Genomic DNA, 20,620 nt, shown 5'->3' with positions numbered 1-20,620 from the left:
ATGGACCGCTTCAACCTGTCACGCTGGGCGATCCGTCACCCCGCGCTCGTCGGCTTCCTGATCGCGCTGCTGTTCGCGGCCGGCGCCGCGCAGTTCTTCGCGCTGGGGCGCGACGAGGACCCGACCTTCACGCTGAAGGAGATGATCGTCGCCGCGGCGTGGCCTGGTGCGTCGCCGGCACAGATGCGCGCGCAGGTCGCGGACCCGATCGAACGCCGGCTACGGGCGACCGAAGACCTCGATTTCCTCCAGACCTACTGCGTCGACGGTCGCTGCGCGATCCGCGTTTCGCTGAAGGACAGCGCGCCGAAGGACCGCGTGCCGGTGATCTGGCAACAGGTCCGCAAGCAGCTGAAGGATCTTGAGCCGGGGCTTCCCGCGGGGGCGACGGTTGCCGCCGATGACGACTATGCCGACGTCTACGGCTATGTCTTCACGCTGACCGGCGCGGACAATGCGCGGCTGGTGACGCTGGCCGAGCAGGCGCGCGACGCGATGCTGCGCATCCCCGGCGCGGGCAAGGTGCAGATCACCGGCGAGGTGCCGCGCCGGCTGTTCGTCGATGTCGACTCCCGCCGGCTCGCCGCGCTGGGGCTGTCGCCGGACGCCGTCGTGCAGGCGCTGGCAAAGCGCAGCAGCGTCGCGCCCGCTGGCGTGGTCGAGCGGTCGATGCGTGTCCCCGTCCGAATCGGCGGAACGGTCGACGGCATCGATACGGTCGAGACCACCGCCATTCCCGGCGCGAACGGCACGATCCGCGTCGGCGACGTCGGCACCGTCAGCAACGGCTATGCAGATCCGCCCGACGGCTTGGTCCGCCATGCGGCGAAGCCTGCGGTGGTGCTGGCGATCGCGATGGCGCCGGGTGCCGACGGGCTGGGTTTCGGCAAGCAATTGTCGCAGGTCGCCGCCACGTTCGGCCGCACGCTGCCCGCCGGCGTCACGATGACCCAGGTCGAGGACCAGAGCCAGAACATCCGCGAGGCGGTGAACGCGTTCCTCATCAAGTTCTTCTGCGCGCTGACGGTGGTGCTGCTGGTCGCGTTCGTGACGCTCGGCTGGCGGACCGGCGTGGTCGTCGCGCTGTCCGTCCCATTGACGCTCGCGATCGTCGCGCTGTTCATGGGGGCGAGCGGGATCGGGCTCGAGCGGATTTCGCTCGGCGCGCTGATCCTGTCGCTCGGGCTACTGGTCGACGACGCGATCATCAGCGTCGAGGCGATGGTCGTCCAGCTCGAAAGGGGCGCGAGCCGGTCCGATGCCGCCGCGTATGCCTGGACGCACACCGCGTTCCCGATGCTGACCGGCACGCTACTGACGATCGTCGGATTCCTGCCGGTCGGGTTCGCGCAATCGACCACCAGCGAATATGCCGGCGGGATCTTCTGGGTGACCGGGTCGGCGTTGCTGGTCAGCTGGGTCGTCGCGGTCGTGTTCACGCCGTATCTGGGTGTGCGGCTGCTCCCCGAGGCGCACGCGCATCACGATGCCGACGCGATGTACGACACGCCGGTCTATCGACGACTGCGCAGCGTCGTCGATGCATGCATGGCGCGCCGCAAGACGGTGGTCGCGGTCACCGCGGCGCTGTTGATCGCGAGTCTCGCGGGCGCGATGCTGGTCCGCCAGCAATTCTTTCCCGTATCGGACCGCCCCGAGATCATCGTGGACGTCAGCCTGCGACCAGGGTCCTCGCTCGCGGCAACCTCGGCGGCGGTAAAGCGGATCGAGGCGAGCATCGCCAAGAACCGCGATATCGCGCAGGCAGACAGCTATATCGGCCAGGGGTCGCCACGCTTCTATCTGCCCTACGGCCCCTCGCTGCCCGACCCGGCGACCGCGACGATGGTGCTGGTCGCCACCGACCTTCACGCCCGCGAACGCGTCATCGCGCAGCTGCTGGCGAACCACGCGTCCCCCGAGGCCAAGCTCCACATCCGACGCCTGTCGCTCGGGCCGAGTGCGGGCTTTCCCGTGCAATACCGCGTGATCGGCCCCGATCCGGAAATGTTGCGGACCATCGCCGCACGGCTGGAGGCGGTACTGCGCGCGACGCCGGGGACGACCGCGGTCCAGGCGGACTGGGGGACGCCATCGGTTGCGATGCGGCTCGATCTCGACGCGGAACGGGTCGCGCGGCTCGGGCTCGATCGCGCGCGGCTGGCGGGCGACGTCGCGACCATGATGTCGGGTCAGCCGGCGGGCGACGTCCTCCGCGGGACCAAGCGGATCGGCATCGTCGTGCGCGGCACGGCGGCAGATCGCACCGATCCGGGGCGGCTTGCCGACATGGCGGTCAGCACGCCGGGCGGTCCGGTCCCGCTCGGCCAGGTAGCGCGGATCGACGCGACCACCGAGCAGCCGATCCTATGGACGCGCAACGGCGAACTCTGCATGACCGTGCAGGCCGACATGACCGGCGACGTGCAGGCGTCCGAAGTCGTCGACGCCGCCGCCGCGCGCGTCGCCGCGATCAAGACATCGCTGCCCGCTGGCTACCGGATCGAGGATGGCGGCGACAGCGAGTTGTCGGCCAAGGCGAACGACGCGATCTATGCGTTGCTGCCTGTCACCTTCGCGCTGATGCTCGTGCTGCTGATGATCCAGTTGCAGAGCATCGGCCGCACCTTGCTGGTACTGGCGACCGCGCCGCTCGGGCTGATCGGCGCGGTCGCGGCGCTGGTCGTAACGGGCGCGCCGTTCGGGTTCGTCGCGTTGCTCGGGCTGATCGCGCTGGCGGGGATGATCATGCGCAACTCGATCATCCTGGTCGATCAGGTGACGCACAACCAGGCAGACGGCATGGACCTGCACGCGGCGATCCGGGCCGCGACGATCGGCCGCTCGCGCCCGGTCGTGCTGACCGCGCTGGCGGCGGTGCTGGCGTTCATTCCACTGTGCTTCAACATCTTCTGGGGACCGATGGCGATCGTGATGATCGGCGGGCTGATCGGCGCGACGATCCTCACGCTGGTCGCCCTGCCCGCGCTCTACGCGCTCGCGTTCGATCGCACATCCAGCCTTCCGCAGCAGGACCACCACGATGCATGATCCGAAAATCACGCGGGCTTTGCCGCTGCTGTTCGCCGCGGCGCTGGCGGGCTGCACGGTCGGCCCGAACTTCACGCCCCCCGCGCCGATCCTGCCGCCCGTCTGGCAGGGTGCGACCCCGGTGTCGGGTAGCACCGATGCGCGCTGGTGGCGCAGCTTCGACGATCCCGTGCTCGATGCGCTGGAGGCGCGCGCAGGCTCGGACAACCTCGATATCGCGGCAGCGATCGAGCGGATCACCGCCGCACGGATCGAACGGGGGCAAGCCCGCGCCGCCGGAGCGCCGCAGGTCGAGGGTCAGGCGGGCTACAGCCGCGAGCGGGTCGGCACTGCGGGCATCGCCTCGGTGACGCAGACGCTGCTCGGCGTCAGCCCGACGACCGCCCCGCCCAAGGGCGTCGACTTCGATCTCTACAGCGTCGGCGTCGGCGCAAGCTGGGAGCTCGACCTCTGGGGCGGTCATCGTCGCCAGGCCGAGGCAGCGCAGGCGTCGGTCGCAGCCACCGAAGCCGCCGCGCGCGGCGTACGCCTGTCGGTCGAAGCCGAGGTCGCGCGCACCTATGTTCAGCTACGCGGCCTGTGGGAAGAACACCGCATCGCACAGGACGGCGTGGGGCTCGCCGAGCGCAACGCCGCGATCGCACGCGCACTGCTGGACCGCGGTCTCGCGACGCCGATCGATCTTGCGGCGACCGAGGACAAGCTGCGTGCGCTGCACGGCGATATCGTCGAGCTGGACCATCAGGCGGCAACCACGCAGCGCGCGCTGGCGATCCTGGTCGGTGCCACGCCGGATGCAGCGCCGTTCGACCGCACCACGCTGGCACCGCTCAGGCCGCTCCCGTCGGTAGCGGTACGCCTGCCCTCCGAGGTCGCCCGGACCCGCCCCGATATCGTCGAGGCCGAAGCGCGGCTTCATGCGGCGACCGCGCAGATCGGCGTCGCGCAGGCCGATTTCTATCCGAAGATCAGCCTGACCGGGCTGTTCGACATCGACGTGCTGAACCTGGCCGATTTCGGCTGGAACGCGCGCAGCACGAGCATCGGCCCCAGCCTGTCGCTGCCGATCTTCTCAGGCGGACGCTTGCAACGGCAACTCGACCTGCGTCGGTCCGAAGACCGCAGCGCCGCGATCGCCTACCGCCAGACCGTCCTCAACGCCTGGCGCGAAGTCGACGACGCGCTGTCCGCAACGCGCGCCGCAACCGAACGCGCTACGCTCTACGATCGCGATCTGGCGTCGCGGCGGCAAACGGTCGCGATGGTCGAGGCGCGCTATGCCCGCGGCGATATCGGCGCACTGCCCCTGCTCGACACGCGCCAAGCCGCACTGACGGCAGAGCTCGCGGTCGTTCGCCAGCGCGTCGCGTCGACGCTCGCGCACATCCAGCTCCACCGCGCGCTTGGCGGTTAGGCCCGATGCCGCGCATCGCCACCCGATCGTCGCACTCGTGGATGCGACGATCGACCGAGTCAGTCCTGCTCGAGCCCCTGGATGATCGCCCGGTTCACGTCGATCAGCCCGTCGATGTCGTCGCGACCGGCCACGACCGTGCTCGTGAAGCGATCGACCCACAGGCCGAGCGATACGATCGAGGCGCGCAGGGAATCGGGCAGGCGGTTGCCGCGCGCCGCGCACGCGGTCGAGAAGGCGTTCCAGACTTCGCGGTTGCGAAACAGGATCGCGGTCAGCGGGACGCCGACCACACCGGCATCGCGCGCGGCGATCATCTCGCCGGTGATCTGGCGCATCAGCCGGCATTCGGTCGCGCGTGGGCTCTCGGTAATCGTGCGCGTGCGCTGATACGCGTTGAGGGACATCGGGGACGTGGACATCGGCAGCTCCGTTCGGTCTTTCCCCTATTCTAGGACGCAGCAGCGGCCGGCGGTGCCGGTTGCGTCCTATAAGATGGTCATGTCCCACTGCGGGGTTCCACAGGGGTCCGCTGCGGGCGGCACCACGGGACGCCATTTAGCCGGAAAGCCCGTCCATGCAGACCATCCTGCCTCACCAGTTGCCGCACGCCCTGGATGGCCATCGCGGACTGTCGATGCTGTCGCTCGATTGTTTCGATACGCTGTTGTGGCGCGATACCCACAGGCCGGCCGATATCTTCACGTTGCTCGACGGCGTGTCGCCTGACCAGCGGATCCGTGCCGAAGCCGTCGCGCGGAAAGCGCGATTGCTGGAGCATCGCCGCTCGGGCGAAGTCACGCTGCGCGAGATCTACGCGGCGCTACTCCCCGACGCCGATACCGCCACGCGCGAGCGCTATGTGAACCACGAGATCCTGGTCGAAGCGCAGCATTGCTACGCGTTCGCGCCGACGGTTGCGCTGATGCGCGAGGCCAAGCGGCGCGGGCTGAAGGTCGTGATCGTCAGCGATACCTATCTCGAACGCGATCAGCTCGAAACGCTGATCCGCGCGGCGGCGGGCGACGAGGTCGCGGACCTGATCGACCGGATATTCTGCTCGTGCGAGCATCGCAGCGCCAAGGCCGAAGCGCTGTTCGACACCGTCCTGCGCCAGACCGCGGTCCGCGCCGACCGCATCCTGCATATCGGCGACAACCCGGTCGCGGACGGGGTGTCCGCAGCCCGCCACGGCCTGCGCGCGCTGCATCTGGTCCAGTTCACCGAGACCGCGGTGCAGCGTCACCGGCTCGAGCGGAGCGTCGCCACGCTCGTCGCCGGGCCGGACACGGATGCGATCTTCCAGCCGCACCGTGCCGCGGTGGCGCTCGGCGAGCCCGCGATCGAGGATCCCGCGGCCGCGCTCGGGTTCGCCACGTTGGGCCCGATCATGACGCCGTTCGCGCACTGGATCGCGACCGAAGCGGACGCGAACCAGGCCGAGCGCGGCGGCACCACGCATCTGCTGTTCCTGATGCGCGACGGCTTCTTGCCGCGGCTCGTGTTCGACGCAGCGTTTCCCGATCGCACCACGCACGCGGTCGAGATCAGCCGCTTCACCGCGATCGCCGCGGGGCTCGGCCGCGACGGCGCAGCGCGACGGTTCGTGGTCGACGAGATCGGCGACGGATCGGGCAAGGATTTCCTTCGCCAGCTGCTGATCGACGCGGACGAAGCCGACGCGCTGGTCGCCGACGCCGCGACCAAGAACGGCGCCTATTCGCTCGCCGAAACGATCGGCGCCGCGCCCTGGGCAGAGCGCATCGCACAGCGTGGCCGCGCGTTCGCCGACCGGTTGATCGCCTATATCCGCGCCCTCGTCGATCCCGCGCCCGGCGACACGCTGATGCTCGTCGATCTCGGCTATAACGGCAGCGTCCAGAACAATATCGAGGCGGTGCTGTCCGACGCGTTCGGGGTGCATGTCGCCGGCCGCTACCTGCTGCTCGCGGAGACCTTGCCGAGCGGGCTCGACAAATGCGGCATGATCGATGCGACCACCTACGACCAGGGCGTGCTCGACGCGCTGATCGGATCGATCGCCGTCGTCGAACAGCTCTGCACCGCGTCGCAGGGGTCGGTGATCGACTATGCGGACGGCGTTGCGGTCCGCGGCACGCCCGGGATCAAGGGCCAGCAGAGCGAGGCGCGCGAACGCGTCCAGGCGGGCTGCGTCGTGTTTGCGCAGGCGGAGCGGTCGGCGACAATCCGCCGCCATGATCGCGATGCAGCCACGACGACGCAACCGGCGGCGGTCGCCGCGCTGGCCCGGTTGCTGTTCCTGCCGCTCCCGCACGAGATCGCGCTGTTCGCCCGCTTCGAACACGACGCCAATCTCGGTACCGATCACATGATCACGCTGTTCGATCCGGCCACTGCCAGCCGCGGCCTGCGCGAACGCGGGTTGTTCTATCTCAAGAACAGCGACCGGATGTACCTGCCCGCCGAACTGCGCGGTCAGGGCCTGCCGACCAGCCTCGCCTATCTCGCGCAACGCCGCTTCGGGCTCGATCTGCGCTATGCCGATTTCTGCGATTCCGGGATCGATATCCCGGTGCTGATGGTCGACGGGCAGGACGCGTTCGCGGACAGCGTGCGCGCGACGCCGACCCACGACGGCTATCACGTCGCGGCGATCCCGGTCGGCGCCTGCCGCTACACGGTCGGCGTGCAGTTCGGCCGCGAGCATGAATGGTTGCAGATCGAGTCCGCGCATTTTCTCCCGGTCGAGGCGTTCCTCGTCGGCGATGCCAGGGCCAGCGCCCGGGCGATCCCCGCGATGCCGTCATGCGAAGGGCTCGAACAGGTCGCCCCGCATCTGTTCCAGTGCACCGACCCCGACGCGTTCCTGATGGTTCCGCCACCGCCGCTTACGCCCGGCAGCGACACCGTCCCGATGATGCTGGCGATCGTCTTCCGTCCGCTCGTGCCGCGCGATCCGGTCGCGCCGCGCACCGACCAGAACGCCCCCGTCCTAGCAGGAGCCGTCGCATGAGCGAACTGCTGATCCATTCGATGGCCGAATTCTCCGCGACCATCCTCGCGTGCCTGACCGCGGCGGACGCCCGCGCCGTGGCCGAGATCGGCGCGGAGTTCGGCGGCATGTCGCACCGGCTAGCGGATCATCTCGCGCCGATCGACGGGCATCTGACGAGCATCGACCCCTCCCCCGCGCCCGGCTTCGCCGCCTGGGCCGCCGCCACGCCCTGCGTCCGTCATATCGCCCAGCCGAGCCTCGACGCGGTGCCCGGGCTGGCGGGGATCGATGCGTGGCTGATCGACGGCGATCACAACTACCACACCGTCTCGCGCGAACTCGCAGAGATCGACCGGATCGGACGCCGCGACGGCAAGCCGCTGCTCGCCTTCCTCCACGACGTCGGCTGGCCGTGCGCGCGCCGCGACATGTATTACGCGCCCGACCGTATTCCGGCCGAGCACCGCCATCCGCACAGCTACACCGCGGGCGCATTGCTCGACCGCGACGACCTGACCCCCGGTCGCGGCTTTCGCGGCATGGGCCAGTTCGCCTTCGCCTTGCAGGCCGGCGGCCCGCGCAACGGCGTGCTGACCGCGGTCGAGGATTTCGTCGCCGACGCCACCACCGACGGTCGCGCGCTGGCCTTCGCCTATCTTCCCGCGGTGTTCGGCCTGGGCGTCGTGTTTGCCGCCGACACGCCGTGGAGCGAGGCGGTCGCGGCGCTGCTGTTACCCCTGCACGACAATGCGTTGCTCGCCCGGATCGAGGAAAGCCGCCTGCGCAACTACCTCGCGGTAATCGATTGGCAGGACGGCCACATGACGCGCGACCATCCGGTCGCCGCTTAATGCCGCGGACCGGACCGAAGGCCCTGCGGCCCTCCTATAACAACATAAACCCGGTACGAAGGAACGGTCGCGGACCATGGTAAATGGTATAGGTTTCATCATCATCCTCGCTTGCGTGTTCGGCAGTTTCATCTGGTCCGGCGGCAAGATGGATATCGTGATGCACGCGCTGCCGCACGAGCTGGTCGCGATCGGCGGCGCGGCGATCGGCGCGTTCATCGTCTCCAACTCGGTGCCGACGGTGAAGCAGGCCGGCAAAGGTCTGCTCCGCACCTTCAAGGGCGGACGCTGGACCGAGAGCGACTATCGCGATCTGCTGACCCTGTTGTTCGGATTGCTGTCGACGTTCAAGCGGAGCGGCGCGATCGGGATCGAGCCGCATCTGGATACGCCGGCGGAAAGCCCGATCTTCAGCCGCTATCCGCGCATCCTCGCGGACCATCATCTGGTGGCGTTCATCTGCGACTATCTGCGGATGATGACGGTCAGCTTCGAGGATCCGCACCAGATCGCCGAGGCGATGGATAACGACATCGAGAACCATCATCACGAGGAGCTGGCGCCGCAGCACGCGCTCCAGCTGATGGCCGACGGCCTGCCCGCGATCGGCATCGTCGCCGCGGTGCTCGGCGTCATCAAGACGATGGGATCGATCGACCAGCCGACCGACGTGCTCGGCGCGATGATCGGCGGCGCGCTGGTCGGCACCTTCCTCGGCGTGATGCTGGCCTATTGCCTGGTCGGTCCGCTCGCCGCGAAATTGCACGAGACGATCGACGCCGACGCCAAGCCGTTCCTGATCGTCAAGAGCGCGATCGTCGCGCACGCGCAGGGGCTGCCGACGCAGGTCGCGATCGAGATCGCCCGCCGCATGACACCATCGACGAAGGCACCGACCTTCCAACAGTTAGAAACCGCCCTCGAGGAGGCGAAAAATGATTTCAACGCTCTCACCGCCTGACATGGCACTCGCCGCCACCGCAGACGCGAAACCCCCAGAGGATCGTACGCTGATACTTCCCGGCCAGTGTACCACGGTGCACGCGCAGGACATCGGGGTCCGCCTGGTCCTCGCGGCGGATTTCGACGGCGACATCGTGATCGACGCTTCGGGTGTCGAGAGCATCGGCCACGCGACGCTGCAGTTGCTGGTCGCCGCGCATGCCGATGCGATCGCCAACGGCCACAGCTTCACCATCGCCGCGCCCAGCCCCGCATTCGTGGAGCGCGTGACGGCCTGCCGACTGGCCGACGCCATCGGTCTCGACAACCAGAAGGAAATCCATTCGTGAGCAAGACCATCCTTACCGTCGACGACTCGGCGAGCATGCGGATGCTCCTGAAAGCGTCGTTGACCGCGCAGGGCTTCACGATCGAGGCGGCCAATGACGGCCGCCACGGTCTCGAGCGGATGCACGAGGTCAAGCCAGACCTGCTGATCACCGACATCAACATGCCGGAGATGGACGGGTTCGAGCTGATCGAGGCGGTCCGTGCGGTGCCCGAATTCCGCGGCCTGCCGATTCTGGTCCTGTCGACCGAATTCTCCGACGAGAAGAAGGCCCGCGCACGCGGCGCCGGCGCGACCGGCTGGATCACCAAGCCGTTCGACGCCGCCAAGCTGGGGACGGCGATCCGCCGGGTATGTCCATGAGCGATGATCTCGACGATATCCAGGCGATCTTCTTCGAGGAATGCGCCGAAGGTCTGACGACTGCCGAGACCGGCCTGTCCGCGATGAACGCGGGCGACGTGTCGGCCGGCGTGATCGCCGGCGTGTTCCGCGCCGTCCATTCGATCAAGGGTGGCGCGGGCGCGTTCGGCCACGCCGCGCTGACCGCCTTCTCGCACCGGTTCGAGAACGTCCTCGACGAGGTTCGCGCCGGCCGCATCGCGCCGACCCCCGGCGTCACCGGCGTCATGCTGACCGCGTTCGACATCCTGTCGGATCACGTCGCCGCGGCGCAGGGCACGCGCGGCCTCCCGAACGACGCCGCAGCCCTGGAGGCGCTCGACGAGGTCCTCAAGAACGGCGGCGCGCCGGATGCGACAGCGCCTGTCGCGGCCCCCGCCCCTGTAGAGGTCGATGCCGATCCGTTCGGCTTCGTGCCGATCGCCGGCGCGATCGAATCGTTCGATCCGTTCGGGTTCGAGCCCGTCGGCGTCTCGCTCGACGACTTCGACAGCGCCCCCGACATCGCCGCGCCCTGGACGGTGACGTTCCTGCCGTCCAACGCCGCGCTGTCCAACGGCGGCGAGCCGATGCTGATCATCCGCGAACTCGAACTGCTCGGCGGCTCGGTGATAGGCGCGGACCTGTCGCGGCTGCCCTCGCTGCGCGACATGGATCCCGAGCACAGCTATATCGGCTGGACCGTCAGCGTCCCCGCGGCGATCGAGGAATCGGCGATCACCGACTGCTTCGATTTCGTCGATCCGGACTCGGTCGTCACGATCGTCCGCGGTGACAGCGTCGCCCCGGCAGCATCCGCTCCGGTGACGCAGGCGCCGCCGCCCGTCGCGCCGGTCGTGTCGACCGCCAGCATCGCGCCGCCCGCCGCTCCGGTTGCCGCCAAGGTGGCCGCACCGGCCAGCCCGGAGGCGCCACGCGTCGAGCCTGCATCGCAGACGATCCGCGTCGAACTGACCAAGCTCGACATGCTGCTCAACCTGGTCGGCGAACTCGTCATCCGCGGCTCGATCCTCGCCGATCGCCTGAGCCCGAAGGACCAGGAGCGCGTCGAATTGCCGCAGCTCTCGCGGCTGACGCGCGAGATCCAGGACACGGTTATGTCGCTGCGTGCGCAGCCGATCAAGCAGTCGTTCAGCCGCGTGCCGCGCATGCTGCGCGATCTCGCCACTGAGACCGGCAAGCTCGTGACGCTCGAGACGACCGGCGAGATGACCGAGGTCGACAAGGGCGTGATCGAGAAGATCGGCGATCCGCTGACCCACATGATCCGCAACGCGGTCGATCACGGCATCGAGAGCCCGGCCGACCGGATCGCCTGCGGCAAGCCCCCCGAGGGCACGATCCGCCTGTCCGCCGAACAGAAGGGGGCACGGATCTTCGTCCGGGTCGCCGACGACGGCGCCGGTATCGATCGGGTCCGCGTCCGCGCCAAGGCGGTCGAGAAGGGCATCGTCGCCGCCGACGCGGTCCTGTCCGACGAGGAGATCGACCAGCTGATCTGCGCACCCGGATTTTCCACCGCGGAGACGATCTCGAACATCTCGGGGCGCGGCGTCGGCATGGACGTGGTCCGCTCGAACGTCGAGGCGCTCGGCGGCCGCGTCGAGATAAGCTCGGTGCCCGGCAAGGGCACCACCTTCACGATGGTGCTGCCGCTGACGCTCGCCATCCTCGAGGGGATGATCGTGCGGCTCGCCGGCCAGCGTTTCGTGCTGCCGCTCGCCAACGTCGTCGAGACGGTCCAGCCCGAACCCGGCCAGGTCCGCCCGACCACGACCACCGGCGAGGTGATCGAACTGCGCGGCAACTACGTCCCCGTCCGCCGTCTCACCCGGACCTTCGGGTTCGCCGACAACGATGCCCGCTCGCCCGAGGAATCGCTGGTGATCATCGTCGAGAGCGAGACCGCCGGGCATGTCGGGCTGATGGTCGACACGATCGACGACCGCCGCGAGGTCGTCATCAAGAGCCTCGAGCAGAACCTGCATCCGATCCGCGGGCTCGGCGGCGCAACGATCCTCGGCGACGGCTCGATCGCGCTGATCCTCGACATCGAAGCGCTCGTCGGCCCGTCTTCCTCCGTTCGCCACATCACCAAAGGACTCGCCGCATGACCACGACCAACGCCCCGGGTGAACGCAAGATCGTCACCTTCTCGCTCGGCACGCAGATCTTCGGGATCGACATGTCGTCGCTGATCGAGATCCGCGAATGGGACGAGCCGACCCCGCTTCCCGGCGTCCCCGACTATATCAAGGGCGTCACCAACCTGCGCGGGACCGTCGTCCCCGTGATCGGTCTCGCCGAGCGCCTCGGATGGGAGCCAAGCGCGATCCACTCGCGCTCGTGCATCCTGGTCGTCAGCATCGCCGGCAAGCAGGCCGGGTTCCTGGTCGACGAAGTGTCGGACATCGTCCTGATCGACGCCAACGAGATCCGCCCCGCGCCCGACGTCGAGATCGGCGAACCCAGCGTGATCGCCGGTCTGGTCAAGACGCAGACCCGTGCCTCCGAAGCGCAGGGCGCCGCCGGCGACATCATGGTCCTGCTGCTCGATCTCGAGGCGCTCGGTCTGACCCGGCAGATGGATATCGCGGCGTGACCACTGCCACCCTGCCAGGTGGAGCCGACGTCGCCGGTTCGGGGAGCGGTCCGCCGCTCGCCGCCGCCGAGTTCGCCGCGATCGCGACGATCATGCAGAGCGACGCGCGGATCCACCTGACCGATATCAAGAAGACGCTGGTCCACGGCCGCTTGTCGCGTCGCCTGCGGATGCACGGTCTCGCCAATTTCCGCGACTATGTGCGCCTGGTCCAGACCAACAAGGAGGAACGCGCGGCGATGGTCGTCGCGCTGACCACCAACCACACGCATTTCTTCCGTGAAAACCATCATTTCGAGCATTTCCGCAACGTCGTCATCCCGACGCTCAAACAGCGTGTTCGGCAGGCGCCGGTACGGATCTGGTCGGCGGGCTGTTCGAGCGGCGAGGAAGTGTATTCGATCGCGATGTGCCTGCTCGGGCGCGACCGCTCGGCGGCGGGGTGGATGCGCGACGCCGACCTGAAGCTGCTGGCGACCGACCTTGCACCGCACGTCGTCGAAAGCGTCCGCCGCGCGACCTATGCGGAACAGACCGTTGCGGCGATCCCCGCCGACTATCGGTCGGCTTGGGTCAAGCCTGCGCCCGGTGGCGAGTTCGAGATCGCTGCGGAGGCGCGCGCGCTGGTCCAGGCGCGCGTGCTCAACCTGTTCGACGCCTGGCCGATGCGCCAGCGCTACGACGCGATCTTCTGCCGCAACGTGATGATCTATTTCGACGATCGCGCGAAGGCCGAACTCGAGGAGCGGCTGGTCGACCTGCTCGTCCCCGGCGGCCATCTGTATATCGGCCATTCGGAACGGCTGTTCGGGTCCGCCGCGCAGATCATGCAGAGCTGCGGCCAGACCATCTACGTCAAGCAGGGGGGACGATAATGCGGCGCATCCGTACGCTGATCGTCGACGACAGCGCCGCGATCCGCGCCGCGCTCAACCGCGTGCTGTCCGCCGATCCCGAGATCGAGGTGGTCGGCATGGCCCCCGAGCCGAGCATCGCGCGACAGATGATCAAGGATCTCGAACCCGACGTCATCACGCTCGACATCGAGATGCCGGGGATGGACGGCCTGTCGTTCCTCGAACGCATCATGCGGCTGCGGCCGATGCCGGTCGTCATGTGCTCGACGCTGACCGCGCAGGGTGCGGCGGTGACGATCGAGGCGCTGCGGCTGGGTGCGGTGGACTGCATCGCCAAGCCGTCGGGCAATCCCGAGGAACTGGCGCGCGATGCGGCCCTGCTGCGCGCGACGGTCAAGGCCGCGGCGCGGTCTGCGGTCCGCGTCACGCCGACCGTCCGTCCCGCAAAAATGACGGTGCAGTCGCGCGACGACGTGGTGATCGCGATCGGGGCGTCGACCGGCGGCGTCGAGGCGCTGTTCTCGCTGCTCGCGGCACTACCGCCCGGTTGCCCGCCGATCCTGATCGTCCAGCACATGCCCGGCACGTTCACCGCGAGTTTCGCCGAACGGCTCGACCGCGAATGTCGGATTACGGTGCGCGAAGCGGTCGACGGAAGCCCGTTGATGCCCGGAACCGCCTATATTGCACCTGGTGGGCCGCGACACATGGAGCTCGTCGGTGGTGCCAAGGGGGTCGTTCGCCTCAAGGCCGACGATCTCGTCAGCGGCCATCGTCCGTCGGTCGACATCCTCTTCCGGTCGGTCGCCAAACGCGGCGCCCAGGCGGTCGGGGTGATCCTGACCGGGATGGGATCCGACGGTGCCGAGGGCCTGCTGCAAATGCGCCAGGCGGGCGCGCGGACCTTCGGCCAGTCGAAGGACACCTGCGTCGTCTACGGCATGCCGCGGTCGGCGGTCGAACTTGGCGCGGTCGAGCGTGAATTGAGTCTGTCTGCACTGCCCGAGGCGATCCTCGCGGCGTGCGGCAAGTAAACACAGGGATTGGAAGACGATGCCGGCTGCATCTCAAATCAAGGTCATGGTCGTGGACGATCAGGCCAGTATGCGCGCGATGATCCGCCGGTCCCTTCAGGACCTGGGATTTCGCGACGTGCGCGACAAGGGCGGTGCGCCCGAAGCGCTCGCGGCGGTCAGGAGCGACCGCGTGCATCTCATCATCTCGGACTACAACATGCCCGACATGGACGGTCTGCAGTTCCTCGAGGAAGTGCGCAACGATCCGGTGATCGGCAAGACGGTGTTCATCATGCTCACCGGCTCGTCCGATCGGGAGATCGTCCAGAAGGCCGCGGCGCTCGGCGTGAACAACTATCTCGTCAAGCCGTTCGCCCCGGCCGCGCTGAAGGAAAAGATCGAGCGCGTCTTCGGCGCGTTGGCCTGATCGGCATGCGCAGGATCCCCCTTATCCAGGGCGACCATATGGCGATGGCCGAGCCGGACACGATGCTGACGACGTTGCTCGGCTCGTGCATCGCGGTGTGCCTGTACGATGCCAAGGCGCGGGTCGGCGGCATGAACCATTTCCTGCTCGGCGAGCCGGAAGCGGGACATGCCGTCGGGATCCAGGACCGCCAGCGCTACGGCGTCCACGCCATGGAGCTGCTGATCAACGCGATGATGAAGAAGGGCGCAATGCGGTCGCGACTGCGCGCACACATCTATGGCGGCGCCAAGATCATCGCCGGGCTCGGCGGGATCGGCCAGGACAACGCCGCGTTCGCACGCCGCTTCATCGAGACCGAGGGCTTCGCGATCGGTCATGTCGACGTCGGCGGCGTCTGCGCGCGAAAAATCGAGTTCCTGCCGTTCGAAGGCAAGGCACGGTCGACCTGCGTCGCCGAAGCCGTGCCGGTCCGTCCGATCGTCCGTCCGCCGATGCCCGAGTCCGAAGGCGAACTCGAACTCTTCTGACGTCCGGAATCGTTCGGACTGCCCTACCCACCCCGCCAGACAACCAGAGTGCGCGCATCATGATCCAGTCCCCTTCCCATGCGGCCCTGCACATCGCTCTGGCGAGCGAGCTGCGTCGCGTCAGTGCGCTCGTCGAGCAACTCGCCGAGACGCTGGTCGGCGACGAGGACTTCGTGATGCGGCACATCGACCAGCTTCAGGTGTTCGACCTGATCGTGCAGAGCGCCGACGAAAGCGCCGCGGTGCTCGACCGCGTCGCAGGTGGCATCACGCCCGACGCCGCGATCGCGCCGGTCCGCTTGAGCGCGATCCAGGGCCGGCTCCACGCCGCGCTGGCGCTCGCGGCGATGTCGCACGCCCCGGCCGCGCATGCCCCAGCCACGCACGCGCTCGCCGCGCAGGCCGCCTGACCATGGCCGTCGCCGGTGCCAACACCCGCCCGATCATCATCCGCAAGATCAAGAAGACCGCCGCCGCGCATCACGGCGGCGCGTGGAAGGTCGCCTATGCCGATTTCGTGACCGCGATGATGGCGTTCTTCATGCTGCTCTGGCTGATCAGCAATCCGGACAAGCAACGCCTGAAGGGGCTGGCGGAATATTTCTCGCCGGCCGCCACCGCGATGTCGCAGACGTCGGATGCGACCGCCTCGGCCAGCGGGATCGGCTCGATGCCGGGCGCGGGCGGTCATGGCAGCCGTAGCCAGGCCAGCGCGACCGGCACGCCGACCGGCCAGCCGAGCGCCAATGCCGCGACCGCCGGCACCGCACGCGGCGGTACCGCGAATATTCCCGATGCGTCGCTGCGTGTCCTCGCACAGGAACTGCGCGTGGCGATCGACAGCCTGCCGCCCGCCGAGGACGGCCACAAGGCGATGCGCGTCGAGGACGACCGGGACGGCCTGCGCATCAGCCTGATGGACACCGCCAAGCGCTCGATGTTCAAGGTCGGCACCGCGACGCTGAACCCGTACGCGAGAGACATGATGGCGCGCGTCGCCGGCAAGCTCGCCCGTTCCGACGCGCAGATCGCGATCGAGGGGCATACCGACGGCGACGGCAGCGGCAGCGACGATTCGAGCTGGCGATTGTCGGGCGAACGCGCGATCGCCGCGCGATCGGCGATGATCGGCGCGGGGCTCGCGCCCGGCCGGTTCGCCGAGATGGTGGCGATGGCGGACACCCGCCCGGTCTATCCCGACCAGCCGACCCGGCCCGAAAACCGCCGTATCACGATCGTCGTCAAGGGGGCGGCCGCCTCCCTGCCGAGCGACGCCAGCTTCCGGTTCTAGGACCCTCGCGATGAAAAAGATCCTGTTCCCGCTCGCCGTTCTGATTGCCGGTACGGGCGTTGGCGGCGGTGCCGCGCTCGCGACGCGGGCGATACTCGGGCCGTCTCACGGCAAGGCGGACGCGCACGAGACTTCGGTTCCGGACCTGACGTTCGTCAAGGCGGAGAAGATCGTCGCCCCCCTGGTGTTCGGCGATGGTCGCCTGGCGGGCTATGTCTCGTTCGATGTCGAATTGCAGGTGTCGGTCGACGATGGCGCGCTGGTCGCCGCGCGGTTGCCGCTGCTGCTCCACGCGATCAACCTGCGGACCTACCGCACGCCGCTCGCCGCCGGTCCCGACGGGATGCTGCCCGACATTGGCGCGTTGCGTAAGGTCGTGATGACCGCCGCCCCCGAGGCTTTCGGCCCAGGCATCGTACGCCGCGCCGCGATCACGCGTGCCGAACCGTCCTGAAGGACACAGGTCATGATCGTTCCGCCTCCTGAAACATCAAGTCCGGTCCACGCAACCGGCGCGTCCAGACTTCCCCATGTCGAACCCGCCGGTGGCACGTTCGGACGGCGCGAGACGCGGCTGATGACGATCCTGCTGGTCGCGCGTCTCGAGGCCGCGGGGATCGATCACGTCTGCCGCGTCCGCAACCTGTCGCAGACGGGGATGATGATCGAATGCTCGACCGTCCTGGCCGAGGACGATCGCGTCCGCGTCGAACTGCGCAACCTGCAAGCGGTCGACGCGCGGGTCGCCTGGGCGCGCGATGGACGCGCCGGGTTGCAGCTCGACGGCCCGATCGTGATCGATGCGGTACTTGGCACGGTCCCGGACAGCTCGGCGATCATCGCCCGTACCCCGCGCATCGCGGCCAACTGCCCCACCGTGCTCTGGCATCTGGGAACACTGTCGGCCTCGGTGCTGTGCGACCTGTCGCAATCGGGGTGCCGGATCCTGATCGCCAGCCCGCTGCCGCGCGACAGCGAAGTCCGGATCACGATCCCGGGCCTCTCACCGCGCCGCGCGCGGATGCGCTGGTCGAACGGCGAGAGCGTCGGCTTCGCCTTCCTCGAGATGCTGTCGTTCGCCGAGGTGTCGGCGTGGCAGACCGACCGATCGGTTCGCTTCGCCTCCGACCGGGCCGAAATCTGACACGCGACCGAGCGACACCGCGCCGCCCGTAAAAAAGGGGAGCGTACCGGTCCGGTACGCTCCCCTTTTTCGTGTCATCCGCCTGCCACCGCGGTTCAGCGCTTCGACAACGCCGCCCCCGCAGGCCTGACCGCGCTCGGCGGACGACGCGCGTCGCGCCGTGCCAGCGCCATCGTCAGCGCAGCTGCGCCGCGCGGCGTCATCGCTGCCAGCACCATCGCGGTCGAGCGTTCGCGCATGCGTTGCGCGACCCGCATCTGCACGTCGAGATCCAGCTGTTCGAGGACCAGCGCCGCGGAGGCGGGCTTCATCGCCTGATAGATCCGCGCCAGATCGTCATATTGATCCGTCGGTGGCGTCGCCCCGGCGGGCGCGCCCGGCGAACTCGGCTGGGCGGGTGCCGCCGCCGCCGCGTCCTGCCGGCTGCCGGCGTCCGCCTTGAGCCGCGCTTCGGTCGCGCGGACCGCCTGCTCGCGCATATCGAGCGCGCGACCACGCCGCACCGCTGCCTGGTCGCGCGCGCCGAGATCGTCGGCGATCGCCACGCCCAGTCGCGAACTGGCCGGCGATCCCGCCGCCTGCGCGCCGCTCGGCATCGCCGCCAGCCCGACGGCATTGCCGACCATCGCCACCGCCGCCGACGCCGCGGTCAGCATCAACAACGAAGGACGCCCGATCATGCCCAGCCCCCCGCGTTGTGATCGGCCGCGCCATAGTCCCCGGCCTGCTGACGACGCGCCGCATCGGCGGCGTCCGCCATGCGATCGGCGGACGCGTTGGCGATCCCGATCATCACGGTCAGTTCGTCGGCGATCGCCTTGCCGTCGGCCACCGCCCGCGCGCTGTGCGCGCATTCGCCCAGCGCATCGCGCAGTTCGGACAGAACCATGCGCGCCTGCCCGGTCGAGCGGTCGAGCGCCTCGACCACATCGGCGATCGCGCCACCGCGTACCGCCTTCAGCGACCGCATCATCCGCACGCTCTGCACCAGCACCGCCGCGCACAGGATGATCGTCGCGATGTTCGCGACCGTCGAAAAGTTCATGCGCCTGCTCCCCTGACGATATCGGTCGCGAGACGGACCGCGATATTGTTGCGACGTTGGCCGATCTGCGCGCTGCCGAGCGAAACCCCGCCGACCTGGATCCCGAGCAGATCGTCGGGCCGCGTGCCGAGCGCGATCGTCCGGCCGACTTGCAGCGACCGGACATCGCCCAAGCTCATCGTCGCCTCGCCGAGCACGACGTCGACCGCGACCTCGGTCTTGCGCAGTTCGGCCGCCATGTGCGCGCCCCAGACGTTTTCCGGACCATCGGTATCGCCCATGAAGCGCTGGCCGAACCGATAGCGGACCGACTCGATCGTCGCATACGGCAACAGCACGCTGAAACAGCCGCCGCGGCCATCCATGTCGACGCGCAGCGTAGCAGCGGTACAGATATTGGTCGGCCCGGCGATCGAGGCGAAGCGCGGGCTCGTCTCGATCCGCTCGAGCTTCATCGTCGTCGCGACGATCGGTTGCAGCGCCGCGCTGAGATCGGCGAGCGCGAGTTCGAGCATCCGCGACACCAGGCCGACTTCGATCCCGGTAAACGCGCGCCCGTCGATCATCGACCGGTTGCCGCTCTGGCGTCCGCCGAGCAGCGCATCGACCACCGAATAGATCAGGCTCGGCTCGACGGTGATGAGGCCGTAGTTGCGCCACTCCTCGACGCGGAACACGCCGATCATCGCCGGCAGCGCGAGCCGGTTGACGAAATCGCCGAACCGGATCGAGCTCATGTCTTCCAGGCTGACGTCGATCGCGTCCGAAGTCAGGTTGCGCATCGACGTCGCGAAGGTGCGGACCAGCCGGTCGTACACGACTTCCAGCATCGGCAGCCGCTCATAGCTGATGACATCGGATTCGATGACCGCCTTGAGGCCGCTGCGGGGTTTCTCGGGGCCGCCGGACGTGCCGAACAGCGCGTCGATGCCGGCCTGGTCGAACGCCGCGCCGCCAAGCTCCGCGGTCGGCGGATCGGGCAGCGAAAAGTCTTCGAGGTCTTCGAAATCGTCGCTCATTGCTGCACCAGATCCTGCACGAGGACGTCCTTCACTTTGTCTGCGCCGATCGTCGTGCGCGCACGGATCAGCAATTCTTCCTTGATCCGGAACACCGCCGCGGACCCGGACAGGTCCTCGGGGCGCAGTTCGCGCAAAAACGGCTGATACGCGTCGAGCAACACCGGCAGGTCGGTCTTCAGCGCCTCGACGTTCGATTTCGCGCCGGGGACGAGCATGACGTGGACCTTAAGGAAATGCGGAGCACCATCGGCCGAGCGCAGGTTGACCAGCATCGGCGGAACATCGAGCGGCGCTGCCGCCTCATGCCCGCCGCCCTCGCCCGAACCCTCACTGTCGGCAGTTTCGGTCTCGGCTGCCGCGCCATCATGCGCCGCCGCTGCCGGCTTGCCGCCGAGCATCATATAGCCCGCGCCGCCACCGCCGAGCAGCAGCACGCCGCCGACCGCCGCGAGCACGATCATCTTCTTCTTGCCGCGCTTGGGTTTGGTTGCTGCGGCGACGGCGTCACCCTCGCCCGCATTGCCATCGGTGTCGTCACCGATGTCCTGCGCCGTTTCCTTAGTCGCCACGATCGTCGTCCCCTTGGTCCCGGCGCTGCCGGTGCTCGCGATTTCGAGGGGAAGCGCCAACCGGCACCCCTCGTACCAACCTATTATAGGAGAGACGGCAGGCAGAATTTGCCTACCGGCGCCGATAATGC

Annotated in this window: 22 protein-coding genes; 17 read left to right on the top strand and 5 right to left on the bottom strand. The window is 68.4% G+C overall.

From position 1 onward, the window contains the following. Positions 1-3,051 carry an efflux RND transporter permease subunit gene (locus C8J47_RS16315; protein WP_121886566.1) on the top strand — a complete coding sequence of 1,017 codons (3,051 nt, stop codon included), beginning with the start codon at positions 1-3 and terminating at the stop codon, positions 3,049-3,051. Next, positions 3,044-4,465, top strand: a complete 1,422-nt coding sequence (locus tag C8J47_RS16310) for an efflux transporter outer membrane subunit (RefSeq protein ID WP_121886565.1) — start codon at positions 3,044-3,046, stop codon at positions 4,463-4,465. Before C8J47_RS16315 ends, C8J47_RS16310 begins: the two co-directional genes overlap by 8 nt. 59 nt (positions 4,466-4,524) lie before the next feature. On the opposite strand, the gene C8J47_RS16305 is transcribed toward C8J47_RS16310, so the two are convergent. Then, a complete protein-coding gene (locus C8J47_RS16305; RefSeq protein WP_404969223.1) occupies positions 4,525-4,887 on the bottom strand; it encodes a flagellar biosynthesis regulator FlaF in 363 nt (120 codons plus the stop codon). A 155-nt stretch (positions 4,888-5,042) separates the two neighbouring features. Here C8J47_RS16305 and C8J47_RS16300 point away from each other — a divergent pair, with 155 nt between their 5' ends. The 15 genes from C8J47_RS16300 (at position 5,043) to C8J47_RS16230 (ending at position 17,853) form a co-directional block, all read left to right on the top strand. After that, a complete protein-coding gene (locus tag C8J47_RS16300; protein WP_121886564.1) occupies positions 5,043-7,460 on the top strand; it encodes an HAD family hydrolase in 2,418 nt (805 codons plus the stop codon). Further along, positions 7,457-8,293, top strand: coding sequence for a class I SAM-dependent methyltransferase (locus C8J47_RS16295; protein ID WP_121886563.1), 837 nt, complete (start codon positions 7,457-7,459; stop codon positions 8,291-8,293). The genes C8J47_RS16300 and C8J47_RS16295 overlap by 4 nt, the downstream gene beginning before the upstream one ends. A 76-nt stretch (positions 8,294-8,369) precedes the next feature. Further along, complete coding sequence (gene motA / locus C8J47_RS16290) at positions 8,370-9,254, top strand: flagellar motor stator protein MotA (RefSeq protein WP_056055714.1); 885 nt, start codon at positions 8,370-8,372, stop codon at positions 9,252-9,254. Further along, positions 9,229-9,585, top strand: a complete 357-nt coding sequence (locus tag C8J47_RS16285) for an STAS domain-containing protein (protein ID WP_082444452.1) — start codon at positions 9,229-9,231, stop codon at positions 9,583-9,585. Before motA ends, C8J47_RS16285 begins: the two co-directional genes overlap by 26 nt. Further along, the gene (locus C8J47_RS16280; RefSeq protein WP_056055708.1) at positions 9,582-9,947 is read left to right on the top strand and encodes a response regulator; all 366 of its coding nucleotides are present in this window, start codon (positions 9,582-9,584) and stop codon (positions 9,945-9,947) included. Before C8J47_RS16285 ends, C8J47_RS16280 begins: the two co-directional genes overlap by 4 nt. After that, positions 9,944-12,100, top strand: coding sequence for a chemotaxis protein CheA (locus C8J47_RS16275; protein WP_121886562.1), 2,157 nt, complete (start codon positions 9,944-9,946; stop codon positions 12,098-12,100). The genes C8J47_RS16280 and C8J47_RS16275 overlap by 4 nt, the downstream gene beginning before the upstream one ends. Continuing rightward, the gene (locus C8J47_RS16270) at positions 12,097-12,588 is read left to right on the top strand and encodes a chemotaxis protein CheW (RefSeq protein WP_056055703.1); all 492 of its coding nucleotides are present in this window, start codon (positions 12,097-12,099) and stop codon (positions 12,586-12,588) included. The genes C8J47_RS16275 and C8J47_RS16270 overlap by 4 nt, the downstream gene beginning before the upstream one ends. After that, positions 12,585-13,463 (top strand): protein-glutamate O-methyltransferase CheR, encoded by an 879-nt coding sequence (locus C8J47_RS16265; protein ID WP_121886561.1) that lies wholly within the window; start codon positions 12,585-12,587, stop codon positions 13,461-13,463. The genes C8J47_RS16270 and C8J47_RS16265 overlap by 4 nt, the downstream gene beginning before the upstream one ends. Then, the gene (locus C8J47_RS16260; RefSeq protein ID WP_060527504.1) at positions 13,463-14,479 is read left to right on the top strand and encodes a chemotaxis response regulator protein-glutamate methylesterase; all 1,017 of its coding nucleotides are present in this window, start codon (positions 13,463-13,465) and stop codon (positions 14,477-14,479) included. Before C8J47_RS16265 ends, C8J47_RS16260 begins: the two co-directional genes overlap by 1 nt. A gap of 19 nt (positions 14,480-14,498) precedes the next feature. Beyond that, complete coding sequence (locus C8J47_RS16255; protein WP_056055692.1) at positions 14,499-14,888, top strand: response regulator; 390 nt, start codon at positions 14,499-14,501, stop codon at positions 14,886-14,888. A 5-nt stretch (positions 14,889-14,893) separates the two neighbouring features. After that, entirely contained in the window at positions 14,894-15,418 is a 525-nt protein-coding gene (locus C8J47_RS16250) for a chemotaxis protein CheD (RefSeq protein WP_056055689.1), read from the top strand. A gap of 59 nt (positions 15,419-15,477) precedes the next feature. Then, the gene (locus C8J47_RS16245) at positions 15,478-15,828 is read left to right on the top strand and encodes a hypothetical protein (RefSeq protein WP_183129147.1); all 351 of its coding nucleotides are present in this window, start codon (positions 15,478-15,480) and stop codon (positions 15,826-15,828) included. Between the two features lie 2 nt (positions 15,829-15,830). Next, on the top strand, positions 15,831-16,709 hold the full coding sequence (locus C8J47_RS16240; protein WP_056055686.1) for a flagellar motor protein MotB: 879 nt from the start codon (positions 15,831-15,833) through the stop codon (positions 16,707-16,709). 10 nt (positions 16,710-16,719) lie between these two features. Next, the gene (locus tag C8J47_RS16235; RefSeq protein WP_121886560.1) at positions 16,720-17,163 is read left to right on the top strand and encodes a hypothetical protein; all 444 of its coding nucleotides are present in this window, start codon (positions 16,720-16,722) and stop codon (positions 17,161-17,163) included. Between the two features lie 12 nt (positions 17,164-17,175). Further along, on the top strand, positions 17,176-17,853 hold the full coding sequence (locus C8J47_RS16230; RefSeq protein ID WP_121886559.1) for a PilZ domain-containing protein: 678 nt from the start codon (positions 17,176-17,178) through the stop codon (positions 17,851-17,853). Positions 17,854-17,948: 95 nt separating this feature from the next. Here C8J47_RS16230 and C8J47_RS16225 read toward each other — a convergent pair whose 3' ends face one another. Genes C8J47_RS16225 through C8J47_RS16210 form a run of 4 tightly spaced genes read right to left on the bottom strand, consistent with a single transcriptional unit; the run spans position 17,949 to position 20,549 of the window. After that, the gene (locus tag C8J47_RS16225; RefSeq protein WP_121886558.1) at positions 17,949-18,533 is read right to left on the bottom strand and encodes a MotE family protein; all 585 of its coding nucleotides are present in this window, start codon (positions 18,531-18,533) and stop codon (positions 17,949-17,951) included. Next, positions 18,530-18,898 carry a DUF6468 domain-containing protein gene (locus C8J47_RS16220; protein WP_121886557.1) on the bottom strand — a complete coding sequence of 123 codons (369 nt, stop codon included), beginning with the start codon at positions 18,896-18,898 and terminating at the stop codon, positions 18,530-18,532. The genes C8J47_RS16225 and C8J47_RS16220 overlap by 4 nt, the downstream gene beginning before the upstream one ends. Continuing rightward, positions 18,895-19,917 (bottom strand): flagellar motor switch protein FliM, encoded by a 1,023-nt coding sequence (gene fliM / locus C8J47_RS16215; RefSeq protein ID WP_056055669.1) that lies wholly within the window; start codon positions 19,915-19,917, stop codon positions 18,895-18,897. The genes C8J47_RS16220 and fliM overlap by 4 nt, the downstream gene beginning before the upstream one ends. Further along, the gene (locus tag C8J47_RS16210) at positions 19,914-20,549 is read right to left on the bottom strand and encodes a flagellar basal body-associated FliL family protein (RefSeq protein WP_310886139.1); all 636 of its coding nucleotides are present in this window, start codon (positions 20,547-20,549) and stop codon (positions 19,914-19,916) included. Before C8J47_RS16210 ends, fliM begins: the two co-directional genes overlap by 4 nt. Positions 20,550-20,620: the final 71 nt, after the last annotated feature.

The sequence above is a fragment of the Sphingomonas sp. PP-F2F-G114-C0414 genome (assembly GCF_003688595.1).
Taxonomy (GTDB): domain Bacteria; phylum Pseudomonadota; class Alphaproteobacteria; order Sphingomonadales; family Sphingomonadaceae; genus Sphingomonas.
Note: the sequence above shows the minus strand (reverse complement) of the source record. Positions and strands in the feature narration are given on the sequence as shown.